This is a genomic window from Wolbachia endosymbiont (group A) of Bombylius major, from assembly GCF_947251895.1.
GTDB classification, from domain to species: domain Bacteria; phylum Pseudomonadota; class Alphaproteobacteria; order Rickettsiales; family Anaplasmataceae; genus Wolbachia; species Wolbachia pipientis.
Window position 1 is genome coordinate 697,001 of record NZ_OX366395.1, and the last position, 26,941, is coordinate 723,941.

21 protein-coding genes and 1 pseudogene are annotated in these 26,941 nt (G+C 36.3%); 9 read left to right on the forward strand and 13 right to left on the reverse strand.

Translation table 11 applies throughout. The annotated features are described in order from the left end of the window. Positions 1-97: 97 nt before the first annotated feature. From OPR49_RS03350 to secG, 3 genes are read right to left on the reverse strand one after another with little or no spacing between them, the layout of a single operon-like run. The gene (locus OPR49_RS03350; RefSeq protein ID WP_265027511.1) at positions 98-508 is read right to left on the reverse strand and encodes a nucleoside deaminase; all 411 of its coding nucleotides are present in this window, start codon (positions 506-508) and stop codon (positions 98-100) included. A gap of 41 nt (positions 509-549) precedes the next feature. Beyond that, positions 550-2,154 (reverse strand): CTP synthase, encoded by a 1,605-nt coding sequence (locus OPR49_RS03355; protein ID WP_265027444.1) that lies wholly within the window; start codon positions 2,152-2,154, stop codon positions 550-552. Further along, positions 2,154-2,474 (reverse strand): preprotein translocase subunit SecG, encoded by a 321-nt coding sequence (gene secG, locus OPR49_RS03360; RefSeq protein ID WP_007548880.1) that lies wholly within the window; start codon positions 2,472-2,474, stop codon positions 2,154-2,156. The genes OPR49_RS03355 and secG overlap by 1 nt, the downstream gene beginning before the upstream one ends. Before the next feature lie 144 nt (positions 2,475-2,618). On the opposite strand from secG, the gene OPR49_RS03365 reads away from it, so the two are divergent. Further along, on the forward strand, positions 2,619-3,134 hold the full coding sequence (locus tag OPR49_RS03365) for a gamma carbonic anhydrase family protein (protein ID WP_265027445.1): 516 nt from the start codon (positions 2,619-2,621) through the stop codon (positions 3,132-3,134). 58 nt (positions 3,135-3,192) lie between these two features. On the opposite strand, the gene OPR49_RS03370 is transcribed toward OPR49_RS03365, so the two are convergent. Further along, positions 3,193-3,969 (reverse strand): hypothetical protein, encoded by a 777-nt coding sequence (locus OPR49_RS03370; RefSeq protein WP_265027446.1) that lies wholly within the window; start codon positions 3,967-3,969, stop codon positions 3,193-3,195. 172 nt (positions 3,970-4,141) lie between these two features. Between OPR49_RS03370 and OPR49_RS03375 the strand changes: the two genes are divergently transcribed. Both OPR49_RS03375 and OPR49_RS03380 read left to right on the forward strand, forming a co-directional pair. After that, entirely contained in the window at positions 4,142-6,694 is a 2,553-nt protein-coding gene (locus OPR49_RS03375) for a valine--tRNA ligase (protein WP_265027447.1), read from the forward strand. A gap of 77 nt (positions 6,695-6,771) precedes the next feature. Then, positions 6,772-8,010, forward strand: a complete 1,239-nt coding sequence (locus OPR49_RS03380) for an IS256 family transposase (protein WP_265027183.1) — start codon at positions 6,772-6,774, stop codon at positions 8,008-8,010. A gap of 149 nt (positions 8,011-8,159) precedes the next feature. On the opposite strand, the gene OPR49_RS03385 is transcribed toward OPR49_RS03380, so the two are convergent. The 3 genes and pseudogenes from OPR49_RS03385 to OPR49_RS03395 form a co-directional block, all read right to left on the reverse strand. Further along, complete coding sequence (locus OPR49_RS03385) at positions 8,160-9,683, reverse strand: recombinase family protein (RefSeq protein ID WP_265027448.1); 1,524 nt, start codon at positions 9,681-9,683, stop codon at positions 8,160-8,162. Positions 9,684-9,685: 2 nt separating this feature from the next. Beyond that, positions 9,686-10,117: a DUF2924 domain-containing protein gene (locus OPR49_RS03390; RefSeq protein WP_265027449.1), complete on the reverse strand. Its 432-nt coding sequence runs from the start codon at positions 10,115-10,117 to the stop codon at positions 9,686-9,688. 4 nt (positions 10,118-10,121) lie between these two features. Then, positions 10,122-10,355, reverse strand: a pseudogene (locus OPR49_RS03395) (ankyrin repeat domain-containing protein); the annotation flags it as partial. A gap of 71 nt (positions 10,356-10,426) precedes the next feature. Here OPR49_RS03395 and OPR49_RS03400 point away from each other — a divergent pair. Continuing rightward, the gene (locus tag OPR49_RS03400; RefSeq protein WP_265027486.1) at positions 10,427-11,515 is read left to right on the forward strand and encodes an IS481 family transposase; all 1,089 of its coding nucleotides are present in this window, start codon (positions 10,427-10,429) and stop codon (positions 11,513-11,515) included. A 113-nt stretch (positions 11,516-11,628) separates the two neighbouring features. Here the strand turns inward: OPR49_RS03400 and OPR49_RS03405 are convergent, their stop codons facing one another. After that, positions 11,629-12,801, reverse strand: coding sequence for an NADH-quinone oxidoreductase subunit D (locus tag OPR49_RS03405; protein ID WP_065106821.1), 1,173 nt, complete (start codon positions 12,799-12,801; stop codon positions 11,629-11,631). 275 nt (positions 12,802-13,076) lie between these two features. Between OPR49_RS03405 and OPR49_RS03410 the strand changes: the two genes are divergently transcribed. From OPR49_RS03410 to folD, 5 genes are all read left to right on the forward strand, one after another. Continuing rightward, positions 13,077-14,255: an aspartate aminotransferase family protein gene (locus OPR49_RS03410; protein WP_265027450.1), complete on the forward strand. Its 1,179-nt coding sequence runs from the start codon at positions 13,077-13,079 to the stop codon at positions 14,253-14,255. A gap of 88 nt (positions 14,256-14,343) precedes the next feature. Further along, positions 14,344-15,627, forward strand: coding sequence for an HlyC/CorC family transporter (locus OPR49_RS03415; protein ID WP_265027451.1), 1,284 nt, complete (start codon positions 14,344-14,346; stop codon positions 15,625-15,627). 13 nt (positions 15,628-15,640) lie between these two features. Beyond that, entirely contained in the window at positions 15,641-15,907 is a 267-nt protein-coding gene (locus tag OPR49_RS03420) for a DUF2312 domain-containing protein (RefSeq protein ID WP_265027452.1), read from the forward strand. Beyond that, positions 15,900-16,475: a UbiX family flavin prenyltransferase gene (locus OPR49_RS03425; protein WP_265027453.1), complete on the forward strand. Its 576-nt coding sequence runs from the start codon at positions 15,900-15,902 to the stop codon at positions 16,473-16,475. Before OPR49_RS03420 ends, OPR49_RS03425 begins: the two co-directional genes overlap by 8 nt. Then, positions 16,459-17,346 (forward strand): bifunctional methylenetetrahydrofolate dehydrogenase/methenyltetrahydrofolate cyclohydrolase FolD, encoded by an 888-nt coding sequence (folD, locus tag OPR49_RS03430; protein WP_265027454.1) that lies wholly within the window; start codon positions 16,459-16,461, stop codon positions 17,344-17,346. Before OPR49_RS03425 ends, folD begins: the two co-directional genes overlap by 17 nt. A gap of 195 nt (positions 17,347-17,541) precedes the next feature. On the opposite strand, the gene OPR49_RS03435 is transcribed toward folD, so the two are convergent. From OPR49_RS03435 to OPR49_RS03460, 5 genes are all read right to left on the reverse strand, one after another. Beyond that, a complete protein-coding gene (locus OPR49_RS03435) occupies positions 17,542-17,691 on the reverse strand; it encodes a hypothetical protein (RefSeq protein WP_265027552.1) in 150 nt (49 codons plus the stop codon). 533 nt (positions 17,692-18,224) lie between these two features. After that, positions 18,225-19,313, reverse strand: a complete 1,089-nt coding sequence (locus OPR49_RS03445; protein ID WP_265027486.1) for an IS481 family transposase — start codon at positions 19,311-19,313, stop codon at positions 18,225-18,227. A gap of 313 nt (positions 19,314-19,626) precedes the next feature. Next, positions 19,627-21,432: a hypothetical protein gene (locus tag OPR49_RS03450; RefSeq protein WP_265027455.1), complete on the reverse strand. Its 1,806-nt coding sequence runs from the start codon at positions 21,430-21,432 to the stop codon at positions 19,627-19,629. Between the two features lie 561 nt (positions 21,433-21,993). Further along, positions 21,994-24,435 (reverse strand): hypothetical protein, encoded by a 2,442-nt coding sequence (locus tag OPR49_RS03455; RefSeq protein WP_265027456.1) that lies wholly within the window; start codon positions 24,433-24,435, stop codon positions 21,994-21,996. After that, positions 24,432-26,777 carry a hypothetical protein gene (locus OPR49_RS03460; protein ID WP_265027457.1) on the reverse strand — a complete coding sequence of 782 codons (2,346 nt, stop codon included), beginning with the start codon at positions 26,775-26,777 and terminating at the stop codon, positions 24,432-24,434. The genes OPR49_RS03455 and OPR49_RS03460 overlap by 4 nt, the downstream gene beginning before the upstream one ends. Positions 26,778-26,941 lie beyond the last annotated feature (164 nt).

The window sequence follows — 26,941 nt, forward strand, 5'->3', positions numbered from 1 at the left end:
TAACCGCCATACCGTCACGGTATCTCCTAGCATAGATCCCGCTAACACGTAGCGGGATAACGATTTTGTATCGGAAAACAAGTAGCATGACGATTTATCAAACGTTCCTTAGTTTCTCAAAAAAATCCTTTAACAAAAAAGAGCATTCTGTTTCTAATATCCCACCATAAACTTCAGGTATATGGCTGCAAAATTGAAATATCTTAGCACCATTTTCAATTCCTCCACCTTTGGGATTGTAAGCTCCAAAGTACAATCGTTTAATTCTGGCAAAGGAAATAGCTTGAGCACACATCGGACATGGTTCTAATGTTACGTACATATCAGTATCACAAAGCGTGGAAGTTGAAAATGCTTGTCTAATCGCTAACATCTCTGCATGTGCAGTTGGATCGTTAGATATATTGTGTGCAGAGGAGATGATATTGTCTCCACTAACCATTACAGCACCTATTGGCACCTCACCATTTTTCTGAGCAAGTTTGGCTTGCTCTATGGCAAGCTCCATATATTGATACTTGAACACTTTCCTTTGCTAATCTTCTTCTTTTAAATTTTATTAACTGCTGCTTCAATAAATGATACAAAAAGAGGATGAGGAGAAAACGGCTTTGATTGAAACTCTGGATGAAACTGCACACCAATAAACCACGGATGACTCTCTAACTCCACTGCCTCTATGCACGTTCCATCTTCTGATATGCCACTGCATAGCAGCCCATTTTTTTCTAAGTCATCTTTATAATCTGAATTGATTATGTATCTATGTCTGTGCCTTTCTGAAATAGTAGTGTTACTGTATGCATCCATCATTTTAGAGTTTGCATTTATATTACATTTGTATGCCCCAAGTCTCATGGTTCCACCAAGATCGTCATCTTGATCGCCAGCTAACTTAACGATTGGATGTTTACAGTTATGAAATTCTTCAGAGTGTGCATCTTCAAGCTTAATAACGTTACGAGCAAACTCAATAATTGCAAGCTGCATACCAAGGCAAATTCCGAAAAATGGGATATTATTTGTACGGGCATAATTTATTGCTAATATTTTACCCTCTACTCCGTCATCACCAAATCCCCCTGGAACAAGGATTGCATGAGAATTCTGTAATTTCTCTCCTATAAGTTTTTCATTTATAGGTTTTTCTTCCTTCTCTCTTGAGTTAACCCAATTTATCTTTACTTTGACTTTATTACTAATCGCACCATGATTTAATGCTTCAACCAGTGATTTGTACGCATCAGGGAATTCGGTGTATTTTCCCACTATAGACACAGTAACTTCCTGTGTTGAGTGCCTTATAGAGTGCACTATTTGATCCCATTCAATCAAGCTTGGTTTTGGCTTACTTAAATGAAAGTGCTCCAAAATTTGCGTATCAAGCCCACATTGGCTATATAACACCGGTAACTCATATATATGACTCACATCAGGGGCAGGTATCACATTGGATAAAGAAACATTGCAAAGCTTAGCTATTTTCTCTCTTTGATTATCGAAAATTTCTTTCTCACTGCGGCATAATATAATATCTGGTTGTAACCCCGCGGAATTTAACTCTCGAACTGAATGCTGCGTTGGTTTTGTCTTTAATTCTTGCGCTGCGGTAAGATATGGTATTAAAGTTAAGTGAATCAGGATAACTCTTTGTTTTCCTAATGTGTAGTTAACTTGGCGTATAGCCTCCAAAAATGGTTGGCTTTCAATGTCACCTACAGTTCCGCCTATTTCACATATTACAAAATCTAAACCTTCCGTACCATTAAAAATGAACGATTTGATTAAATCTGTCACATGAGGAATGACTTGCACAGTTTTGCCCAGATAATCACCACGCCTCTCTTTCTTCAATAACTCATGATATATCTTACCAGTTGTTATATTGTCATCTTTTGTTGCTTTAATTCCAGTAAAACGCTCATAATGCCCAAGATCCAAATCAGTTTCAGCACCATCTTCGGTAACAAATACCTCTCCGTGCTGAGTTGGGTTCATTGTCCCAGGATCAATGTTGAGATACGGGTCAAGTTTTCTGATACGGATCTTAAAACCGTGAGCTTGAAGAAGCGCACCAACACTCGAAGCAACTAAGCCTTTACCAAGCGATGACACAACTCCACCTGTGACAAAGATAAATTTAGCTTCCTTCATTAATTTTCAAATGGAACAGAAGTAGATTCACTTTCTTGCTTTTTTTCTAATATAATTTTTTCTGCGATCGATTTTTTATGTACGTCTTTTGAACATAATCCTGACAATAGCAATGTGTTTATAATAAACAATCCAGCAACAATAGCCGTTATTCTGCTGAGCGGGTTTTCAGAAGATTTCACCGGAATCATCGAATTGACCCCCTGTTGTGTATTACTAAAACCACTTAACGAACTACTTCCAGGCGGCTGCAAGAGCACTAAAATTACTAACACAACAACCAATATTATTTGAAATATACTTAATACCGCTACTGACATTATAGATAGGGCTGAAAATAAAAATCTTAGCAGTACAAAGCACGTAAGTCAAGAACATCTGTCACCCAAGTAGTTTGAAATCTAAGTATGTATTTACTGCTTACCTTATTTTGATTAACATATGCATAAGACTTTGGGCTTAATATGTATCACATTTTAAAATACAAAAATTATGAACCAAAAATAGACGAGAGTGCTTTCATCGCAGGTGGTTCGCATATCATAGGCAAGGTTGAAATAGGAAGAGATGCAAGCATCTGGTTTAATTGTGTGGTCAGAGGGGACGTTGGATCAATAAAAATAGGTGATGGAACAAATATTCAAGATGGAACGGTAATTCATGTGGATAGAAACCCAGGTGGTGACACAATTATTGGCAGTATGGTAACAGTGGGACATTTTTGTATGTTGCACGCATGCACGGTGCATGATAAAGCGTTTATTGGTATGGGCTCTACCGTGATGGACCATGCAATTGTGGAGCCTGAAGCTATGGTAGCTGCTGGCTCACTGGTAACACACGGAAAAGTGATAAAAAGTGGGGAAATATGGGCTGGCAGGCCAGCAAAATTCTTCAAAAAAATGTTGAATGAAGAAATTAAACATATCGCGCAGTCGGCACAAAATTATATTATGTTAATGAAGGAATACAAAAACTGAAGTTCGCGTCAAGTGTTTTACTTGACACGTACGTCTCAGCTCAACAAACTGTGTTAAGCTACCTTGTTTTTCCCCCACTTACTCCTTGCACTTCCGCTCCATTCACTTGAGTACTAGGTAATGCTGCATATGTAATACTACCAACTGCGAGTGTAGATACTACTGCTATACCAACCATTACCCAAATATCTAATCTCACTGTACGTTCAAGTGCAGTAAATGCTATCAGTCCAGCAGCAAGACCCATACCAACAGTAGCAGTGTACCGTGCTCCATTGCCTTGTTTTGGTTGCTCAGTTGTTTTGTTTTTAGCTTCTAGTTCTTCATTTTCCTTCTTTAGCTTGTCAACTTCTTTCTCTTTAGCTGTTAAGTCTGCCTTCAGTTTGTCAACTTCAGCATTTGGCTGTTGTTGTTTTAGTTGTGCTATTTCTTTCTCTTTATCTGCTAATTGTTGCTTTAAGTCTGTAACTTCTTGTGTATTTTGTTGAGCTTTTAATGCTGTTATTTCCTCGTCTTTAGCTTGTAACTGCTGCTTACTCCGTTTTAGTCTTTCACTTGCTGATCTTTTTCCTTTTCCTTTTTTTGACTCAGTAACACCTTCTTGCTCATTAACAAGATCTTTACTTGATGACGTGCTACTACTAAAACCAACTCTTCGATCATCTTCATTGTTCGACATAACCTCATCATTACTGATATTACCAGCATCGTTTTCTGATGTTTCTTGTCCTGTGCTATCATCCAACACTGCTGTGGTTGCCTCAGTTGCCGTACCTTCAGTTTGTGCAGCAAGTACTTCAGGTGAAGAATTTTGATTTTCATTTAAGTTCAACATATTAAACCTTAATATATATAATTAACATTACATAATACCTTTGTAACCTAAGGTCAAGTAATATTTTCATCATAGTACAGAAAATTTATGTTCGTAAACAAAAAATTTTGGCGTAAAATTGCCATATTTACTTAATTGTGCTAACTTAGAGCTTAAAACTTAAGAAATATTTATGTTAAAAGAAAAATACGGCTTTAAAGAAATTGAAGACAAATGCAATATATTATGGGAAGGAAGTAAAGTTTATAGATGGAATGGTGAAAAGGATAACACTTTCACTATAGACACACCTCCGCCGACAATATCGGGAAAACTCCATATTGGCCATATATTTAGCTATTGCCACACGGACTTTATTGCAAGGTTCCAGCGCATGCTGGGAAAAGATGTGTTTTACCCAATTGGGTTTGATGATAACGGGCTTCCCACTGAAAGATTGGTTGAACAAACCTATAAAACCCGTGCAAAAGAAGTTGGCAGAGAAAAATTTATAGAGATGTGCCATGAGGTTATTGAGAAATCAAAGCAAGAATTCAAGGAACTATTTAAGTCTGTTGGCATTAGTTATGACTGGGATTTGGAATATCACACGATCAGCAAGGAAACTGTGACGCTTTCACAGATGTCGTTTATTGATCTATATAATAAGGGATATGCATATAGAAAGATGCAGCCTATCCTTTGGGACCCGGTTGATAAAACAGCAATTGCGCAAGCAGAAATAGAAGATAAAGTTTTTGAGTCATCCTTAAACACGATAGTTTTCTCTACTCAAGAAAATAAGCAGATCAATATTGCGACCACGCGGCCTGAATTACTTCCCGCATGTGTTGCGGTTTTCTGCCACCCAGAGGATGCGCGCTACACTCATCTGATCGGAAAAACAGCGGTAGTGCCAATAATAAAGGAAAAAGTTCCAATAATAGCTGATGATAAGGTCAAAATAGATAAAGGTACTGGGCTTGTTATGTGCTGTACGTTTGGTGATGAGCTCGACATATATTGGCAGCAAAAGCATAATCTGCCGATGAAAATTATCATCGATCAGGATGGGAGGATGAACCTAAATGATGTCATTCCAGTGCTTGACACTGGAATCCAGGAAAAAGAGCCAATGCCAGCAATGACAGAGGAAGATATCATGTCAGCGTATGGTCAGAAAAAAGAAGAATGGATCCCAGTGTCAGCTACTCGGATGACAGACGATATACTAAATGAAATAAATGGACTAAGGGTTAAAGAAGCAAGAAAGAGGATGATCGAAATCCTAACTAAAAAAGGACTTTTGATAGAAAGCACTAACATTTCTCATTCTATTAAGTGTGCAGAAAGATCTGGTGCACCACTTGAGATATTGCCTACTTATCAATGGTTTATCAAGACTTTAGAGCAAAAAGCTCAAGTATTAGATAAAGTAAAAGAATGCAATTGGTATCCAAGCAATATGCGTAAACGCATGGAAGTGTGGATAGAAGGGCTAAATTGGGACTGGTGCATCTCAAGGCAGCGCTATTTTGGTGTGCCATTTCCAGCGTGGTATTCCAAACGTAAGGGTGAAGAAGGCAAAATTATTCTAGCTGAAGTAAAGAACCTGCCTATAGATCCACTCAAAGACTTGCCAAAAGGGTATAGCAAAGAAGAGGTTATCCCAGATCAAGATGTAATGGATACCTGGGCCACAAGTTCAATTACTCCTCAACTGAGTGCACTGGCAGTAAACAGTGAGTTTAGTTTACCAAATCATCGCTATGATACGATATTTCCTGCAGATCTGCGCAGCCAGAGCCATGAGATAATAAGAACTTGGGCTTTTTATACTATTTTAAAGGCACATTATCATGCAGATTCTTTACCTTGGAAAAACATTATGATTAGCGGTTGGTGTTTAGCCGATGATAAGAAAAAGATGAGTAAATCAAAGGGTAACATCATCACTCCTCATGTAATACTTGAAACTTATGGAGCTGATGTAGTGCGCTATTGGGCAGCGAACTCAAGGCTTGGAGTTGATACAGTCTACTCTGAAAATATATTCAAAATTGGCAAGCGCCTCGTTACAAAACTTTGGAACGCTAGCAAGTTCGTTTCCATGTTCATGGAAAAGCATCAAGTGATGAGCATAAATTCTGCTCACGAGACAATGGATAAGTGGATATTGTCTAAGTTATACAAAGTTATAGAAAGAGCAACGAATAACCTATTACAATTTGAATACTGCGAAGCTTTGGGCGTAATAGAGGAATTTTTTTGGAAGGATTTTTGTGATAGTTACTTGGAGTTAGTAAAAAAACGTGCGTACGGAAGCAGTTTAAGTGCAAAACAAAGCTTGGCGTATGTGTTAAATGTTATTTTGCGGTTATTTGCACCTTTCTTGCCATACATTACAGAAGAGATATACCACCAGTTGTATAGTTATAGTTCTGTACACAATCAAAGTAATTGGCCGAGCAAAGAAGAACTGATCTACGATAAATATTCAGAGGAAATGGGAGATAATGTTATTCAGATATTAAACATTATCAGAAAGATAAAGGCAGATAATAATGTATCAGTTAAGCATCTGATAAAAAAGTTGATGATAAAAGCAGATCTACGAGAGGATAAATTGAATCAATCCGCACAGAATGATTTGCAGGCAGTTTGCAATGCGGAAACGATAGAGTGGATGCAGTCTGAGCTTGAAACTGAAGACGGAAAATACATAGTGAATATAGACTTATACTGATTTTTGGGAATGTTCAAAAAAGTGTGTCAAACCGAAAAAAAAGTAATAAATTGATATAAAAAAATGGAGGTGTGACAATGAGTCAGAAAGTAGTAAACAGAACTAACGGATTGGTAGATTATAAAGAGTTGGAAACAAATATCCTGTCGTCTATACGAGAAGGAAGACCGTTGACAGGAAGGGAGGGAGCATTAACACCATTTATAAAAAAGCTGCTGGAAGCAAGTTTGGAAGGTGAAATAGAAAACCACTTATTAGCTGAAAGTGAAGAGAATAATCGAAGAAATGGGAGAAATGGAAAGACTTTACGGACAAGTGCCGGTTCATTTGAATTTTTGACGCCAAGGGATAGAGAAGGAAGTTTTGAGCCGCAAATAGTCAAAAAAAGGCAAACAAGCTTACATCCAGAGCTTGAAACGAAGATTTTGAGCACATTTGCCAGTGGTATGAGCTATAGAGATATAGCGTCACACGTTGAGGAAATTTATGATCACAAAATATCGGCGGCAGAGATATCAAGTATTACCGACAAATTACTGCCTATAATCAATGAATGGCGTAGTCGTCCACTGCAATCAGTATACCCGATAGTATTTATGGATGGGATGTTCTTTAAGGTCAAAGAGGATGGACATTGCGTAAGTAAATGTATGTACAATATATTGGGCATAGACCAAAATGGCAGAAAAGAAGTCCTGGGCTTTTATTTGGCTGAAAGTGAAGGAGCTAACTTTTGGTTGGGAGTGCTAAATGATCTCAAAGAAAGAGGAGTAGAAGATATTCTGATTGCATGTGTAGATGGGCTAAAAAGCTTTCCTGCAGCTATAAATAGTGCGTTTCCTAAAGCAGAAGTACAGCTATGTATAGTGCATCAGATAAGAAATTCACTAAAATATGTATCCAGCAAAGATGTGAAAGTTTTCATGAATGATTTGAAAAAAATATATCGTGCTACAAGTAAAGAAATTGCTGAAAATTACTTACTTGAGCTGGAAGAAAAATGGGGAGAAAAGTATCCTTTAGTTATAAAATCGTGGCAGAACAATTGGGAAAATTTATCTGGTTATTTCAAGTATTCTAGCCCAGTTAGAAGGCTAATTTACACCACAAATCCAATTGAGGGGCTGCACAGACAGATCAGAAAATTCACTAAAACCAAGGGCTCATTTACCAGCACAAATGCCTTGTATAAACAGGTATATTGTGCTATAAAGAAGGTAGAGCAAAAATGGACTATGGCTCTGCCTAATTGGGCTTTAACTATGTCTCAACTTGATATTTTCTTTCCAGATAGATTGAAAATTGAGTTGAACTAAAAATGCGCTTTGACACACTTTTTTGAACATTCCCTAAATTTCTGTAGCACTGGTTTACCCAAACTTCTTTTCATCAACCTGCATACTATAAATTCTTTGTTTTGAAATATCGGTTTTCTAGCTTTTTGATCTCCTGTTGCTTTTATAAATTAAGACGCCAGTTCGTAGAACTTCTCCAACTGCTCACTCCATAACATTGGTATTTCCCTTAAATCAGCTAATCTTAAACCTCTCGGTTGTCTCCCATTTACTATGTCTTCTTTTATCTTTGGAGCTAAATAATTTAACCTTAAAATTTGTTGTATACGTCTTGTACCTATATTAATTTTAACGCTCAGCTCTTTCACATTTCTATATTTTCCTTCTTCTAGCTGCCGTTTCCACAGATGGGCTCTTACCACTGCTTTCAGTAGTGCATTATCTGTTTTGCATTCTGGTTCGATTACTGTGCATTTGTTTCCTTTCTTTTTTAAACTCATTGGTATCAATTTTTCCTCTGACTCAGAACAGACATCTATTCCATCCTCTCTCATCCATACTGTCTTTATTAATTTCTTCACCACTTCTTTCTGTTTTCCAAAACTTAAATTTTTCCACTCTTCCGCTTTTTCTTCCAAATTTTCATATAGGCGTTCTGCTCTCTTCATCACTTCTTTTTCTACTTCTCCCGCTACTACTGTTCGGTTCACTGATCCACAATCTTTTCCTCTTAAATGGTTATTGCATATATAATATCGATACCTCTTATTCTCCTTTTTCGCATACGTCAGTGTCATATTCACATCACAGCTCTTGCACTTGATTATTCCCTTTAGTAGTGCCTCTTCATATTTTTTCCCTTGATACGGTTGATTCTTTATTAATTCTTGCGCTTTTTGCCATTTTTCTTCTTCTATTATTGCTTCATGTTTTCCCTCATATTGCTTCTCATAATGCCGTATTTTTCCCATATATATTGGATTTGTTATTATTCTCCTTACCGTTGCTTTTTTAAAGATTTCTCCTCCGTATACTTTTCCCGATTTTGCTTCAAACCTCTTCTTTCGGTACCCCTCGCTATTTAACTCTCTTGCCAATTCTGCCATTGATTTTATCTCCATATACCTTGCAAATATATGTTTCACCGTCTTTGCCTCTTTTTCATTTATTATTAATTCCTTTTCTTTTACATCATACCCTAGCGGTAAAGTTCCTCCCATCCATAATCCTTGCTCTTTTGATGTTGCTATCTTGTTTTTTACTCTCTCTACTATCATTTCTCTTTCTAGTTGTGCCGCCCCTGATAACACTGTTTGCACAAACTTTCCCATTGGCGTATTATTGTCAAATATCTGCGTTACTGCTACAAAATTTACTCTGTGCCTTCTAAAAAATGATGTCACTTCTATACTATCTTTTGTTTCCCTTGATAGTCTGTCTAATGTATATACTACCACACAATCTACTTCTCCTGCCTTTACGTCTTCAAACAACTCCTTTATCGCTGGTCTATTTAAATTACTCCCTGAAAAGCCTCCATCATCGTACCTTTTGGCCAATACTACCCAGCCTTCTCGGCTTTTTATATACTTCTCACATGCTACTCGCTGCGCATCAAGACTATTAAACTTTTGTTCTAGCCCATCCTCATTTGATTTTCTCGTATATATCGCGCACCTTACCTCTTTTAACATTCTCAACTTCCACTTTTATCACGCATTCCAAACAATAAAGGTCCGTTGTAACTCATTCCCATTATTTTCCCTGCTACTGCTGACAATGACGTATAAAACTCTTCTCTGTAGATTAAACCCCTATCTGTTACCATTACCGCATGCATCTCTTCTCCTCTTTCTAATATTAGCTCTGTTCCTGCTACCGGAAGTTTGTCACTACTTATTCTTTTTCCCTTCTCTAGCCGATCTGCCAGATACTCTAGTCTTTTTGCTCCTTTTCTTGATATTTCTCCATACTCCTCCTCTTGCAACCTATATGCTAATCTTGGTACCAGATATTTCTTTGAGTATCTAGGCGCTTCTTTCTCATATACCTTTTTCCATATTTTCCTCAGCTCTTCTAATGATTCTTTCTCTAAATCCTTTACCTTTTTTTCTATTTCTTCCTCCATATTTTTAGCCTCTCGTAGATGGTTTTCCCCTTCGCTTTTCAAATAACTTTTCAATTCTGTCTGTTTCTTTCTTTAATACCTCAGTTACTTCTTTACTGTTTTTTGCATAATCCATCGCTTTCAGCCCAAACTTATCCTCTTTCTCTATTTCTCCTCCTGCTTCCACTAGCTCTTCCACTATCTCTTTTTCACCAATCATACATCCTAGGTGTAATGGCGTATTCTTACTCCCATATTTGTATTAAACAGGACTTGATATGACACTTTAAAAAAGTAAGTTAAGAATAATAAAAATAAGGAGTGTTAGAAATGAGTACAATACAAACAAAAATACTAAAACCAAAACTAGGATTACTAGAGCTAGCAAAACAATTAGGAAATGTGTCTCAAGCGTGCAAAGTGATGGGATACTCAAGAGATACATTTTATCGATTCAAGGAGTTATATGAAAATGGGGGAGAAGAAGCATTACATGAAATAAGTAAGAAAAAACCGCTATTAGCAAACAGAGTTTCGGAAGATATAGAAAGAGCAATAATTGGCATAGCTACAGAATTTCCTGCATATGGACAAGAAAGAGCTGCAAATGAGCTGAGAAAAAGAGGTATAATAATTTCCCAAGGAGGAGTAAGATCTGTATGGCTAAGAAATGACCTTGAAACTTTGAAAAAGAGACTTAAAGCACTGGAGGCAAAAGTAGCTCAAGACGGAATCATTTTAACTGAAGAACAACTTGCAGCTTTAGAAAAAGTGAAAGAACAAAGGGAAGCTCATGGTGAAATTGAGACGCAACATCCAGGTTATTTGGGTTCTCAAGATACCTATTATGTGGGCAATATCAAAGGCATAGGGCGCATTTATCAGCAAACTTTTGTTGATACTTATTCCAGAGTTGCAATGGTTAAACTTTACACGGACAGAACAGCTATTACAGCTGCAGATCTTCTTAACGATAGAGTTATCCCATTTTTTGATGAGCAGAGAATTCCATTATTACGCATTCTAACTGATAGGGGTACGGAGTATTGTGGCAAGCCCGAAAATCACGCTTATCAGCTATATTTAGGAATCGAAAATATCGATCATTCTAGAACCAAAGCCAACTCTCCACAAACTAATGGCATATGTGAAAGATTCCATAGAACTATGCAAGATGAGTGTTACAATATTATCTTTAGAAAGAAAATCTACTATTCTTTGGAGGATCTACAGATCGATGTTGATCATTGGTTGCGTTCTTACAATGAGACAAGGCCTCACTCAGGCAAATACTGCTATGGCAAAACACCTATGCAAACGTTTTTTGACAGTAAACATATTGCTTTTCAGAAAAATATTAGTAGCATTAAACAACAGCCTGATATTAGTTTTGACTACGTCAATTCTTCTGTCAGTTAATTCTTCTCTGTCAGATTAAATCTTGTCTTTTACATACGCCTTTGCAAACAAATGTTCGTACAGTTATGTGTCAGCTACTTGCATGACGCCATTGCCTGAACGGGTACCAATGATTACCTATCAATCTCACCAAAAACTATATCGAGTGAGCCAATAATTGCTGCAACGTCAGCAAGCATGTGTCCTTTTGCCATAAAGTCTAAGGCTTGTAAATGCGCAAAGCCAGGTGCTCTTATTCGGCACCTATAAGGTCTATTGGTACCATCTGAAACTATATACACTCCAAACTCACCTTTTGGTGCCTCAACAACTGCGTAAGCCTCACCTTCTGGTACGTGATATCCTTCTGAATAGAGCTTAAAATGGTGAATCAGAGCTTCCATAGATTTTTTCATCTCTGCTCTTGACGGTGGAGAAATTTTTCTATCTTCAGTTTTTATTGGCCCTTCAGGCATTTTCTCTATGCACTGCTTCACCAAACTGATAGATTGCCTAATCTCTGCCATTCTAACTAGATAACGGTCATAACAGTCGCCATTTTGGCCGATCGGTATATCAAAATCTAGTTGATCATATATCTCATATGGCTGGCTTTTTCGCAAATCCCAAGCAAGCCCAGCAGCGCGCAACATTGGGCCACTAAAGCCCCAATCAAGTGCCTGTTTAATTGATATTTCACTAATTCCTACAGTGCGTTGCTTCCATATCCTATTTTCTGTTAAAAGTTCATCAACATCGTCTATATATTTTGGAAATTGCTCTATAAACTTTGCAATATCCTCAATCAAATCTTCTGGAACATCTGCTGCAATTCCACCTGGCCTGATGTAAGCTGCGTGAAACCTTGCACCTGAAGCTCTTTCGTAAAATTCCAGTATTTTTTCTCTTTCTTCAAAGAGCCATAAAAGAGGGGTCATTGCTCCAACATCAAGTGCTTGAGAAGAAACGTTCAGTAAATGATTTAGTATTCTCGTCAGTTCACAAAACAAGACACGTAAATACTTTGCCCTAATTGGCACTTCACATTGCAACAATTTCTCCACACAAAGTGAATATGCATGCTCTTGTGACATTGGTGATACGTAATCAAGGCGATCAAAATAAGGCAAAGCTTGAAGATACGTTTTATGTTCTATTAATTTTTCAGTACCGCGGTGCAAAAGCCCAATATGGGGATCTGCCCTCTCGATCACTTCACCATCCATCTCTAAAACAAGACGCAACACTCCATGTGCAGCTGGGTGCTGAGGTCCAAAATTTAACATCATTGTCTTTAGATCGGGCATGTCCAGTAGTTTAAGATATTAAAATTGTATAGGCTAAAGTGCGCTCAAAGTCAATAAACTTCTTGCATAGGCTACAACTATCATTCAATAGAAACAAAAACTTTTACAATGGCTAATAAGTGTTGGTAAAACTAAGTCACTTTAGCTATAGAATGACAAAAAAGGTTTGCATTAGCCAAATTTTTAGTTGAAGTAGCATAAGAGGTTAAAGGAAAAGCTTTGTGTTAATGGATTCATTTCAGGTATAGTATAGATAATACCACAATACTTATAAAATGGATCATGTTGTTAATGCGTATAATAGACTTGACACTCCTATAGTCAGGGGAGAAGGGGCATATCTTTTTGATAAAGATGGTAAAAAATATTTAGATTTTGCTGCAGGTATTTCTACAACTTCTTTAGGGCATTGTCATCCATACATTACAGATAAGCTGAAAGAGCAATTGAGCTCACTATGGCACTGCTCTAACATTTTCACTATTCCCGAGCAAGAAAGGCTTGCCGAGCGTTTAACAACCCTTACTTTTGCAGATAAAGTTTTTTTCTGCTCAAGTGGGCTTGAAGCAACAGAAGCTGCAATTAAGTTTATTCGTCGTTACTTTTATTCAAAAGGGCAAGCAAAACGTAATCGTATTATTACAATTGAAGGAGGCTTTCATGGCCGCAGTATTGCTGCAATTTCCGCTGGAGGTAATGAAAAATCACGCGAAGGTTTTGCTCCGCTTCTTTCTGGTTTTGATAAAGTGCCAAGAAATGACATTAAAGCTTTGGAGAAAAAAATCAGCGATGAAACGGCTGCTGTGTTTTTAGAGCCCATACAAAGCGAAGGCGGAGTATATCCACTAGACGTAGAATATCTTCAAAAAGTAAGGGAAATAACAAAAGCTCAAGGAATAATTTTGTGCTTTGATGAAGTGCAATGCGGATATGGACGCATCGGTTCTTTATTTCATTATCAAAATGTCGGCATTGAACCTGATATGCTAACCTGTGCAAAAGCTATGGGTAACGGTTTTCCTCTAGCTGCATGTTTAGTAAAAGATTACATAGCAGAAGCAATTACTCCAGGAACTCATGGATCAACCTATGGTGGCAATCCACTTGCCATGACTGTTGGTAATGCGGTACTCGATATAATGCTAAAAGAAGGCTTTTTTGACCATGTTAAGAGAATTAGTAAATATTTAAAAGAAAAGCTGTTGCCTTTAGCTAAAGAATTTCCTGAGATGATTTCAGAAGTTCGTGGAGAAGGGTTACTAATGGGAATAGAACTAGCAACTCCTGTAGCCGATAAAATTATTAGTCGATCTCTTGATAAAGGTTTAATAATAACTAGGGTTTTAAACAACAAAGTAGTAAGGATAACCCCACCACTTATCATTGAGGATGAGCATGTGAACGCAGCGTGTAATATGCTTTATGATTTATTTTTTAAGATTAAAGATATATAAAATTTGGCAATATAAATTTAGGCTTGCAAATGCCTCTCATAACATGTAAAATTAATTTTGTTTTTTATCACAATAACATCGTACTTTAATGGATTGGTTATTGGTCTTAGTATCATCAGCAATTTTTATTTTGTTAATTTTATCGTTTTTGTTCTCAGGAGCAGAAATAGGCTTAACCTCAATTAGCCGTTCTCGAGTTAATAAGCTAAAGCTAGACGGTAACAAAAGAGCCAGGATAATAGACCGCTTATTAAATAGGAAAGAATTGACAATAGGAACGGTATTGCTCGGCAATACAATTATTAATATTACTTGCTCTGCTTTATTTACAGCAATATTTATCAATCTTTTTGGAAATGAGGGCATTCTCCTATCAACAATTATAATGACATTTTGTATTTTATTGTTCTGCGAAGTTCTACCAAAAACTTATGCTATTCAAAATCCTGAAAAATTTGTATCATTTTCTGCTTATTTTGTATTGTTTTTTGTAAAGATTTTTTCTCCATTGACGCTAGGTATTCAATTTATTGTTAACCTCATCTTGAAATTATGTGGACTGCATAAAGATAAGGAAGTGATATCTGCAGCGGATGCAATGCGTAATATGATTACTCTTCACCGCAGTGAAGGAACTATGTTACAACAGGATTTAGATATGCTAAGCAGCATACTTGATTTGGCTGAGACAGAAATATCACAAATTATGACCCATAGAAGAAACCTATTTTCTCTTGATATAGATCGGAATAAAGAAGAGTTAATAAGAGAGATTTTAACCAGTAGTCACAGTAGAGTACCTTTATGGCAGAAGGAACCAGATAACATTGTCGGGGTGATTCACGTGAAAGATCTAATAAACGCCTTGCGTGAAAAGGATAGTAAAACAGAAGAAGTTGACATTGCCCAAGTTATGTCAAGGCCTTGGTTTATACCAGAAAGTACGCCGCTTAGCGTGCAACTTCACAACTTCCGTAAGAACAGGAAACACCTTGCATTTGTTATTGATGAGTATGGAGCACTGCAGGGAATTGTAACCCTTGAGGATATACTGGAAGAAATAGTTGGGGAAATTTCGGATGAACATGATTTGATCACGGAAAATTTTATAAAGAAAATATCTGATAATATGTATCACATAGAAGGAAAATCTACTATTAGGAACATTAACAGGCAGTTACACTGGAATCTCCCTGATGAAGAAGCTACAACTCTAGCAGGTATGATTGTGAATGAAATAGAGCGCATTCCTGACGAAGGCGAGGAGTTTTCCATGTATGGTTTTCGCTTTAAGATTTTAAAAAAAGATAAAAATATTATTACTGTTGTTGAAGTGCAAGTAAAAACTGGTAATACTAGTAGCAGCAATTAATTAGTGGAGTTTAATGGAAGATACAGTAAAAATAACGGCTGAAGAGTTGAAGGGTTACATAGAGAGAATCGAAAAACTTGAACAAGAAAAGAGGGATGTGCAAGATCACATTCGTGATGTATATGCAAAAGCCGCAGATGAAGGTTGGGATACAAAAGTGATGAAACAAATTATTAGGCTGAGGAAGATGGATGATGATGACAGAGAGGAACAAGAAATATTGCTTGATACCTATAAACGTGCATTGGGAATGAACTACAAAGAAGAGTTAAGTGAATAGCAGAATTGTAATTGGAATAAGTGGAGCATCTGGTTCTATTTACGGTGTACGTATCTTAGAAGCGTTGAAAGATGTCGATTATGAAACTCATTTAGTAATAAGCCGTGCTGGGAAAATAACTCTAGCTCACGAGATTACAAAAAAACTTGAAGATATTATATCGCTTGCAGATTTTTACTATTCTGAAGAAAAAATAGGAGAAAAAATAGCAAGCGGCTCATTTAAAACCTCAGGGATGATTATTGCTCCATGCTCTATGAAAACAATGTCTGAAATCGCATCAGGTGTTACTTCCAATCTATTGACAAGAGCTGCAGATGTAACGCTAAAAGAAAGAAGGAAATTAGTTCTTATGGTGCGAGAGTTACCACTACATCTTGGGCATTTACAAAATATGTTAAAATTAACGGAGATGGGAGCAATTATTGCTCCACCAGTGCCTGCTTTTTATATTAAACCGAAATCGTTGGATGATATTATTAATCATTCTGTTGGCAAAGTATTGGATTTATTTGATATCAAATTACCCGACTTTAAGGAGTGGCAAGGAAGTGACAATTATTATTGATGGTAAGAAAATAGCAAACGACCTATGTGAGAGGCTATCACAAAAGATTAATGTTCTAAAGAGGGAGCATAATATTTTTCCTTGCCTGAAAGTAATTCTCGTGGGCAGCAATCCAGCAAGTCAGGTTTATGTTCGCAATAAACAGAAAAAAGCAGAATCAATAGGCATAAGTTCTGAGACCATTGTTTTGCCTGATAATATTTCAGAAGATGAATTAATTGAAAAAATCAATGAATTAAATGAAGATCCATCTGTACATGGCATTTTAGTGCAATTGCCTTTACCAAATCATATTAGTGCAAGCAGAGTAATTAACACAGTAAGTGTTGAAAAAGATGTAGATGGCTTTCATGATGAAAACGTTGGCAAATTAGTTAAAGGTGAAAAAAACTGCCTTATACCTTGCACTCCTAAAGGTTCTTTGCATTTAATTAAGTCAATTGAAGAGAACCTTTCCGGTAAAAACGCAGTGGTAATTGGTAGGTCAAATATCGTGGGCAAGCCAATGTTTCACCTATTGCTGCAGGAAAATTGCACTGTTACAATCTTGCACTCACAGAGCAAAGATTTAGCTGAATATTACTCTAAAGCGGATATAGTAGTTGCAGCAGTAGGAAAGCCAAATTTTGTTCAAGCAGACTGGATAAAGAAAGGTGCAATAGTGATCGATGTTGGCATAAATAGCGTTAACGTAGGAGAACAAAGTAAGCTCGTAGGTGATGTTGACTTCGGGGGAATAAAAGAAAAAGTCAAAGCTATTACCCCAGTACCCGGGGGCGTTGGCCCAATGACCATTGCATTTCTAATGATGAACACTGTTATTGCTGCTTGCTTGCAGAAGGGAGTTGATGCTTCTAATTTCATTAGTTGAGGTATGAAGAGGAAGCTGTATGAAGATAGAATGTACCACATCTCACAATTAATAAAAAATTGAGATTTTTGAAATTCCTCGGTAGTCAAATTTATTAAATATTTAGGATCATCATCTATTCTTTTTTCTCTACAAGTATAGCTAAAGTGGCTTAGGTTTACCTACAATTTGAAAAACAACAAATTCGTCATTCCGCTACTCGTTAGCGGAATCTATCCCGCGAATGAATCCATAGCTGTACGAACATTCATTTTTGAAGGTAAATTGCACAGCAAATGGTGTCATCCCAGTGCCCAGACACTGGGATCCAGAAAAATTGATTGTAAACAAACGACTATACAACATTTTCAATAAAATTACAAAAAAGCTGGATTCCAGTGTCAAGCACTGGAATGACATCGTTTATTATGTGATATCGTGCCATATTGCAATGTTCGTACAGTTGTGGATTCATTCGCGATATCTTAGCATAGATCCTGCTAACAAGTAGCGGGATACTTAACCGTCATACCGCCGCGGTATCTCTTAGCCGCTAACACGTAGCGGTATGACGATTGTCGTTTAACTATAAATATTTAAGAAATTTACCAAATGAAAAAAAGGCAAAAGAAACCCCGTAGTGCGAGTTTTGACTCTCTAATACTTTAAATTGGTGCTGTAATAATGTGCTGACGCTTAGTTTAAGCGCGATTTGGCTGAATGTAGAAAAATTTTAAAAGACATGCAGCCGCTATAATTTTATGTAATCCGCCAAAAGATACCCTGAGTTTTTTACTGAATTTTGTCATTGAGCCTGCAGGTCAAAAACAAGTTTTGAGTCATAAATACCCTTAATGCCATGACGTGTAAAAGACAAGATTTAATCTGACAGAGAAGAATTAACTGACAGAAGAATTGACGTAGTCAAAACTAATATCAGGCTGTTGTTTAATGCTACTAATATTTTTCTGAAAAGCAATATGTTTACTGTCAAAAAACGTTTGCATAGGTGTTTTGCCATAGCAGTATTTGCCTGAGTGAGGCCTTGTCTCATTGTAAGAACGCAACCAATGATCAACATCGATCTGTAGATCCTCCAAAGAATAGTAGATTTTCTTTCTAAAGATAATATTGTAACACTCATCTTGCATAGTTCTATGGAATCTTTCACATATGCCATTAGTTTGTGGAGAGTTGGCTTTGGTTCTAGAATGATCGATATTTTCGATTCCTAAATATAGCTGATAAGCGTGATTTTCGGGCTTGCCACAATACTCCGTACCCCTATCAGTTAGAATGCGTAATAATGGAATTCTCTGCTCATCAAAAAATGGGATAACTCTATCGTTAAGAAGATCTGCAGCTGTAATAGCTGTTCTGTCCGTGTAAAGTTTAACCATTGCAACTCTGGAATAAGTATCAACAAAAGTTTGCTGATAAATGCGCCCTATGCCTTTGATATTGCCCACATAATAGGTATCTTGAGAACCCAAATAACCTGGATGTTGCGTCTCAATTTCACCATGAGCTTCCCTTTGTTCTTTCACTTTTTCTAAAGCTGCAAGTTGTTCTTCAGTTAAAATGATTCCGTCTTGAGCTACTTTTGCCTCCAGTGCTTTAAGTCTCTTTTTCAAAGTTTCAAGGTCATTTCTTAGCCATACAGATCTTACTCCTCCTTGGGAAATTATTATACCTCTTTTTCTCAGCTCATTTGCAGCTCTTTCTTGTCCATATGCAGGAAATTCTGTAGCTATGCCAATTATTGCTCTTTCTATATCTTCCGAAACTCTGTTTGCTAATAGCGGTTTTTTCTTACTTATTTCATGTAATGCTTCTTCTCCCCCATTTTCATATAACTCCTTGAATCGATAAAATGTATCTCTTGAGTATCCCATCACTTTGCACGCTTGAGACACATTTCCTAATTGTTTTGCTAGCTCTAGTAATCCTAGTTTTGGTTTTAGTATTTTTGTTTGTATTGTACTCATTTCTAACACTCCTTATTTTTATTATTCTTAACTTACTTTTTTAAAGTGTCATATCAAGTCCTGTTTAATACAGCTTAGTTCTTTATTCATTCTCATAATCCGTGAACGGTTACGTAGCTTTTTCCACAATAATCCGAACATGTTATAATACGCTGCCGGCCTAATGACTTACAATAGCCATCATAAACACATATCTTGCCCCGTTCAGACTATTATAAGAAGGGCTATAAACATAACAGCTATCTCCGGAAACCAAAACCAGCTAGCGTAGGAGGCATTTGTATTAGAGGTCGGGTTTTTGATAAAAATCATATTACCAATTCCAGGAAAGCGGAGTATTTGGATCATCTGGAATTTCAAAAAGAGGTTGAGATATTACTTCTCTAACAGCTCCTTGAAAAGTTGGATCAGAAGCATTAGCAGACGCTAGTCCTTTACTGCCTAAGAACTCCTTTGCTGTTCTTTTATTGTTATCATATGCTTGGTCATTATCATCAAGAAATCCTGCTAATTTTTCCACAAGAATTGATTTTTTCTCATCTGTATCTTCTGTTGCGGCAAGTATCTTTTTTGCTACTTCTTTATTATTTCCTATAGCATTAACTAATGTTTTATTCTCATCAGCAAGCAATCTAGTAACCACATTATTGACTGATAGACTTTCTTCTCCTCTACTAAGATCTCTTTTTACAATATTGGAAAAATTCTTATCATTACTCAAAGTTGCCACCACTGCGGTGCTAAAATCTTGATTAATTGCCAAGGACTCTTGTAAACCTTTATTGTGTGCAATTTCAGTGACTAATGCATCTTTATTTGTACCAATAAGTAACTGAGCAGCTACGGCATCAACTGATGGACTTTCTCCATCTTGACCAGGCTCCCCTTTTGGACCTATTGCCTTTCCAGGATTTTCTTTTAATTTTTTCGCTACGCCTTCCTGTAAAATAGAGCTGTTTACTAAGATTTCTCTATTTTCATCATCCTTTGCCCCCAGAACCGCTTGTCCTAGTGCATCTGCTTGGTTAGTAATCAATTCTTGAGCTACTAAATTAGGTGCTGTGCTTATTCCATCTTTACCTGCTGGACCATCTGACCCTCTCGGTCCCTGCATGCCTTTCTCACCAAGGAAATCTTTTGCTGTCTTACCTTCATATGCTTTATCATTATCATCAATTTGATCAAGAAATTTGCCCAATTTTTCTACTAAAACTGATTTCTTTTTGCCTTCTCCTATATCTTCTGTTGCATCTAGTATTTTTTCTGCAAAGTCCGGAATCATTATATTAGAGCCATTGATTTTAGCAAAATTACCTTTTTCAGCCAAGAAATCTTTTGCTGTTTGCTCGCTCTTATTACCATACCACAGTTCTTGCTCATCAAAAAGCTTTCCTAACTCATCAACTAATACTGATTTTCCGTTTATGCGCTTGCCTAGTATCTCCTTTGCTAACTTCTGATGTTCTGCAAGCGGGAAGAATCTCTCATTTGCCTCTTGCTTAGTATATGTAAAAAGAGTATCAGCTTTGGCTGTCAGTTTCTCATCCATTTCTTCCTTGGTATATACCCTATCAGCGTTAACTCGACTTGCTAATTCACTATCTATAACTTGTTTAGTATATACATCATCAATATCAACTTTAGTTTTCAATTTGTCATCTATATTTTGCTTGGTATATACACTATCAACATTAGCTTTCTTATCTAATTCAACTTTGTCAGCTTTTGTGCTTAATCTTTCACTTATATGGGTAGACACATCATCTTTCCTAGCAAAAGTATGAGCTAGTACAGTATCAGAAATTCTGTTATTATTATCGTCTTTTGCATACATTATCGCTTCTACTATAGGTTTTTCTGATACTTTTTCTTCAAGCACTGTTTTATCACCACTACTTTTTACATTCAGCAAACTTCTCAGAGCATCTGCTAAACTTGTTATTGTACACTCCTCTTCTTTATCCTCATTAGTCGGTATATATTTTAATTTAAGATGACCACCACGTGCATCTAAAGTATATTTATTACCTGCACTGTCGCTTAAGGTTATAATTTTAATATCACTTAAACCTGATACCTGATTGCCTTGATTATCTTTAAATTCTATACTAGCTGTCATGCCACTTGCCTAATTGGAAAAACCATAAAGTACATCAAAAATATTTAATTCCTATTAAGAGTCGTTTCAAATGTATGTTCCAAAAATTAACTTGTTTCTTCTGTTATCACAAACATAAATTATCACTAACTTAGTGATATATTTTGCTAAAAATTTAAATTATTTAACCATTTCCAGCAACAAAAATCAGCTGTTGTGAGAACTGTTCATTTTGGAATCTTATGGTCTACCACGTGTACCGTTCGAACTTTTATTTATAGTAACTTTACTATGCCGCAAAACCAGCTATATTAGCCTACTTCGGCCATATTTATATACGAACTAATTTGCCTAACTTTGTTGCAAAAATTTCAAGCTTCTATTTTCACAACCATATTTTTACGCGGCTTGTTCTCACGAATATATGTACTTTTTACGATTTTGGAAAGAGTAAATAATTAAAATTTTTGTGGTGCTAAATTAGATACTTTTTTAAAATGTTCTACCAACAAAAAACACCTCTTTATTACCTCCTGCCTAGCAGCTCTATCTCACACATTTGAAAAAATTACCTAAGTAAATTTATATACCAGCTCCACTATCTCTCCTTGTCCCTGCACTTGCACCATGGCTTACGTTTACATCACTTAGCGAAGTACCCTGATTCAATAAACTTCTTATACCTGCCTCAATTACTCCAACACTTACTTTTCCTTCTTTTATTATTTGCTCTCTATTAATCTTTATTTCCTCTATTATTGCATTAATTACCTGTTCTGGAGATCCACTTGTACAACCTACAGCTGCTTCTACAATTTTGTCTTCACTTTCCTCATTTACTGCACTTTGTAGTTCTTCATCAAGACCTGCTAATTTACTAGCACAAACCTTAATTGCTATCCTCTCTAAGCTTTTTTCTTCTAATGCCTGCTCTAGCTGTTTTACTCTTTGAGCCACTTGTTCTGCCTTTTGTTCTGCACTTTGTCTTACTTGCACCTCCTGTTTTAATACTTCTCCTAACTGCTCCAACTTTTCCTGCGCCTCTTTTCTCCCTTGTGCTTCTTTTCTTATTTCATTCTCTTTTGCTTCTAATCTTTCTCTTCTCTCTTCCCTCTCTGCTGCTATTCTTTCTTCTTCTCTTTCCATTAACGTCTTCCTTTCCTTAAATTTCTCTTCCAACAACTTTGCTCCACGCTCCAACTTAAATAAAACTTTTCCTAGTTCTTTTGTTCTGCTCTCTCTTCCCTGATTTGATAACTCTACCCTCTTATCTCTCTTTAACTTGCCTGCTAACTCATTGCAACTATCTGATGCAGACTTTAACAACTCTTGATATGAAAGCTTTTCTATATTCTGCTTCCCTTCCTCACTAATTCCATTCTTCTCCATAGAGCATTCGTTTATACCCTTTCCACCTGTAACGTTGAAAAACTTAAAATAGATATTCATTAAATTACAATACTCTAATATTGGCTCTATAAACACTCTATCCGCCTTTCCTTCCAATAATCTTTGATTTCCTGCTAATATTTCATACTGTTCTTTACTCTCTTTCAACAACATATCTACATCATTTTTCACTACCTCTAATTCCTTCACTCTCATACAATTTCTACTTAGTTCCTCTAGATTCTTTATCCACTTTTCTTGATATAAATTTCTGTATCTTTTATAACTTTCATCAAATCCCTTCCTCACATCATTTATTACATTTCCATCTTTTGGCAGTTTGCTCAATACTTCCACACAACTCCTTGCACTACTTAAATACTCATTTCTTCCCCTCATTAATATTTCACCTTCCCAAAAAGCTATGCTACTTAATTCACTTTTTGCCACTATGTTCCCTACTTTTAAAGTACCGCGATCTATTATATTTTTTATTGGTGCGTCCTCAAACAACCTATACACAACACGGTTTTCAACCATTCCTTTATCCTTCGTAATATAATCGTGTATATTCCTTAGTGCCTGAGTCACATTGTTAATTAAAATCTGTTCACTATTTTTATTAACTTCTTGTTCTTGCTTGTCTGGATGGTAAACTTTCGATAGCTTCAATATCTCTCTAACTTGCTCATTAAAGTATTTATTATGATCTTCCATAGTTTTTGTTCCATCTCTTACAGCTCCTAAACTCCTATCTAAATATAGCGGCAACCACTCCATTTTAAATGACTCAAGTCCTCTTTTAACCGTAACAGTAGTTTCATCCCCTACGCTGAAGATTCTCCTTATTAGGTTACTTGACCTTGCTTCCAGCTTATCTGCAATTTCTTCATTTTTGACTGTAGAAAAAATAATTGAACCTACACCACTTGCAGCTTTACTCAGGCCATCACTAATCGCACTGTAGGCTTCTTGAGATTTATTTTTAGCTTTTTTAAATCCATCCTTAACAGGTTTTGGAATAGAAATGTTAGGCATTTTTCCCTCCATTAATTCTTGATAATTATAAATATAACCATACTTTGCAATATAAAGTTGGTGTAGTTTTACATTCGTAAACAGTGAATACATCACTCGTGCAATAAATGAATTATCACTATAGCTTAAAGCCCTTTCTACTTCTTCATCAGTTACTTCAATATCTTTTACCTTCTTACCCCACGGCCACCACCAATACTTTGGTACTTCATCTAGTCCTTCTAGTAATCTAACGCAACATTCTTGACTTATTACTCCGCCAGTATCTTTTCTTCTTGTTTTTTGATAATCAATAGCAACTGTAATTAATATTCCAAACAACATTACTCCTAGAGTTGCCGCTGCAGTAAATGTTGCTCTACGTGTCGATGCAAATGAAATTATTGCCACAACAGGAGCAATACTATAAGTTATAGACAAGCCGTTTTTTGTATAATTCGGCTGTTTACTCTCTTTTACTCCGTATAGGTAATCCAACAAAGTAGGACCAAACTCCCACCCACATATTCGATACTTTCTATGGTTTGATAAAAACTTAACAACATTTTCCTGCCATACAGAACTCTCACATGCCCATTCAGCAAACACCTTTGTCATCTTCCTACTCCGGCACCCATACTCTGACTTACATCTACATCACTAAGCAAAGTACTCTGATTTGAGAAACTTCTTACACTTGCTTCGATTATCTCATCACTTACTCTTCCCTCTTTTATTATTTTCTCCCTATTAACTTTTATCTCTTCTATTATTGCATCAATTACCTCTTCTGGAGATCCCCTCGTACAACCTACGGCTGCTTCTACAATTTTGTCTTCACTTTCTTTACTTACTGCATCTTGTAGCTCTTCATCAAGTTTTGCTAATTTTCTACAACAAGCTCTAATTGCTATTTTCTCTGAGTTCTTTTGTTCCAATTCCTGCTCTAACTGTTTTGCTTTTTGCTCTGCACTTTGTCTTACTTGCACCTCCTGTTTTAATACTTCTCCTAACTGCTCCAACTTTTCCTCCGTCTCTTTTCTTCCTTGTTTTTCTTCTCTTATTATTTCATCTTTCTGAGCATCTCTACGTTGCCTTAATTCCTTTACCATTCTACCAGTATCCTCTAAAAAGCTACCAAATGTATACTGTCCTTTTGCTTCCCCCCAGCCTTGATTTGCAATCCCATATAAACGTTCTATATACTTCTTTACCTCTTTATCACTTGTTACATCTCCTTCTCTCGTTTTTTTTACATGATCATACATAATTCCTTCATCAGCAAACCGATCTGCATACAATGCCCTTCTATGTAACTCTACAGCTTGGCTATCTATCACTGTATATTGTCCTTCGCTCAGACCTTGATAAATCAAATCGTAAACCATAAAAAATGGTTTAAAAATCCACCATTCATTTCGATTCTCTTTATTTTCCCATATCTTCCTCTTCTCTTCTAATTCATCCTTTAATCTTTTTAGCTCCTTAACTATATCCTTGTATTTCTTTCCACCTATTTGTTCCAGCATAATCTTATCTTCACTGCCTCTTTTGTCAAAATTACCCTCTTTTGTTGGAAATACCGATACTAAATTTACTAACTTATCATCAAAATCAAATAAACTATCGTGCACATCTATCATTATTGTGTTATTTGACTTTTTGCTTAAATTCCTTACTTCTTCATTTTGACATATTTCTATATGACTCTTACAAAGATCCCCAGCATGAGCAAGATTGAGCAGCAACACACTGACTACTTTTACACTAGCTTCCCGCTTTTTATCCAATGCATATTTTAATAGATCATGAGTAGTGTCAACACTCACCTCCTTAGTTTGGTTGAGAATTTTCCTTTTTACCTCATCTACACCATTGTTTTCTATATCACTGTGTAACACATTCTTTTCATCTCCCCTCGCTTTCATTAGATAGTAATCTAACAATTTTTCATACATCGTATGTACAAATTCTTTATCAAATAACTTCCCATCTGTCATTCTATCAACTGCTTTTTCCTTTACTTCTTGCCTTGCTTCCAATAGCTTCTTTTTCAATCCACTCTTTTCTGCTGCAACACTACTGAGCTTACTGTTTATTTCACTGACTTCCTTTATTTTACTGTCTACACAACTTATATTTTGTAAATTATTATTCATATAGTTGTTTACCACTTGCATTCCATTAACTAATGGCCTAAACACTGCTAAACATCCTCTAAGTAGATCAGAGTACCTGTTGTTTGGTATGTAATTTACAGCTTCATCTAAAACCTGACCATTTTCACCGCTTATATAATTATTTATTTCATTTAAGTAGTACCCAGCCCTAGTAGAGAAATTAGTTTGCTCCCATACTTTGCTTACAATCATCTTTTCCATTTCATCAACAAGAACATTACATCCTTCTACAAAATGTAACTGAGTGACTGCGCTTACATTACGTAATGAATGAGCTGTGTACTCTGGAATCCCTACTTCATTGCCTCCAACTGCACCAGTGCTATTGCTTTCGCTCATGATAGCCTCATTCTGAGTACAGTATAGAAAATTTGTACCTGGTACATTTTCTTGCTCTATAATTCTTTTATGATCCTCAGCTATTTGACGTGCATCTCTAAATAGCTTAGAAATCAAATCTTGTATATCAGTTAAGCGTCTTTCTTCCTCTCGTAACGGAACAACTTGCCCACCTTCGTCTAACTCTTGCTTTCTACTTCTAAGTAATTCCAACGACCCTTCTAAAACCTCTCTTTGCCTTTCGATAATTTTTAAAGGTAAATTACACTGTGTATCTCGTTCTATCGCTAACATGTTATACGAAATCATTGCATGTGCTAACCAATATTGCCAAAGCTGACAGAATTCCGATCCCAAGAGAATCTGGACTAACTTATGATCATCTTTATAAATTGCTAGTTCTAGCTGTTTCTTTACCGGATTATCAAAAAAACTTGGCATACTACCCTCTCATCATTAATCAGTATACCTTAGTTATCATTAAGTCACAAGTCAATATCTTTTTTTACATCAAATTCTAACACTTTGAGTAAAATTTGATACTCACTAAAAACTTCTAAACCACACCTGCATAACTTAAACTTCTCTATTGTTGCCTATCTTGA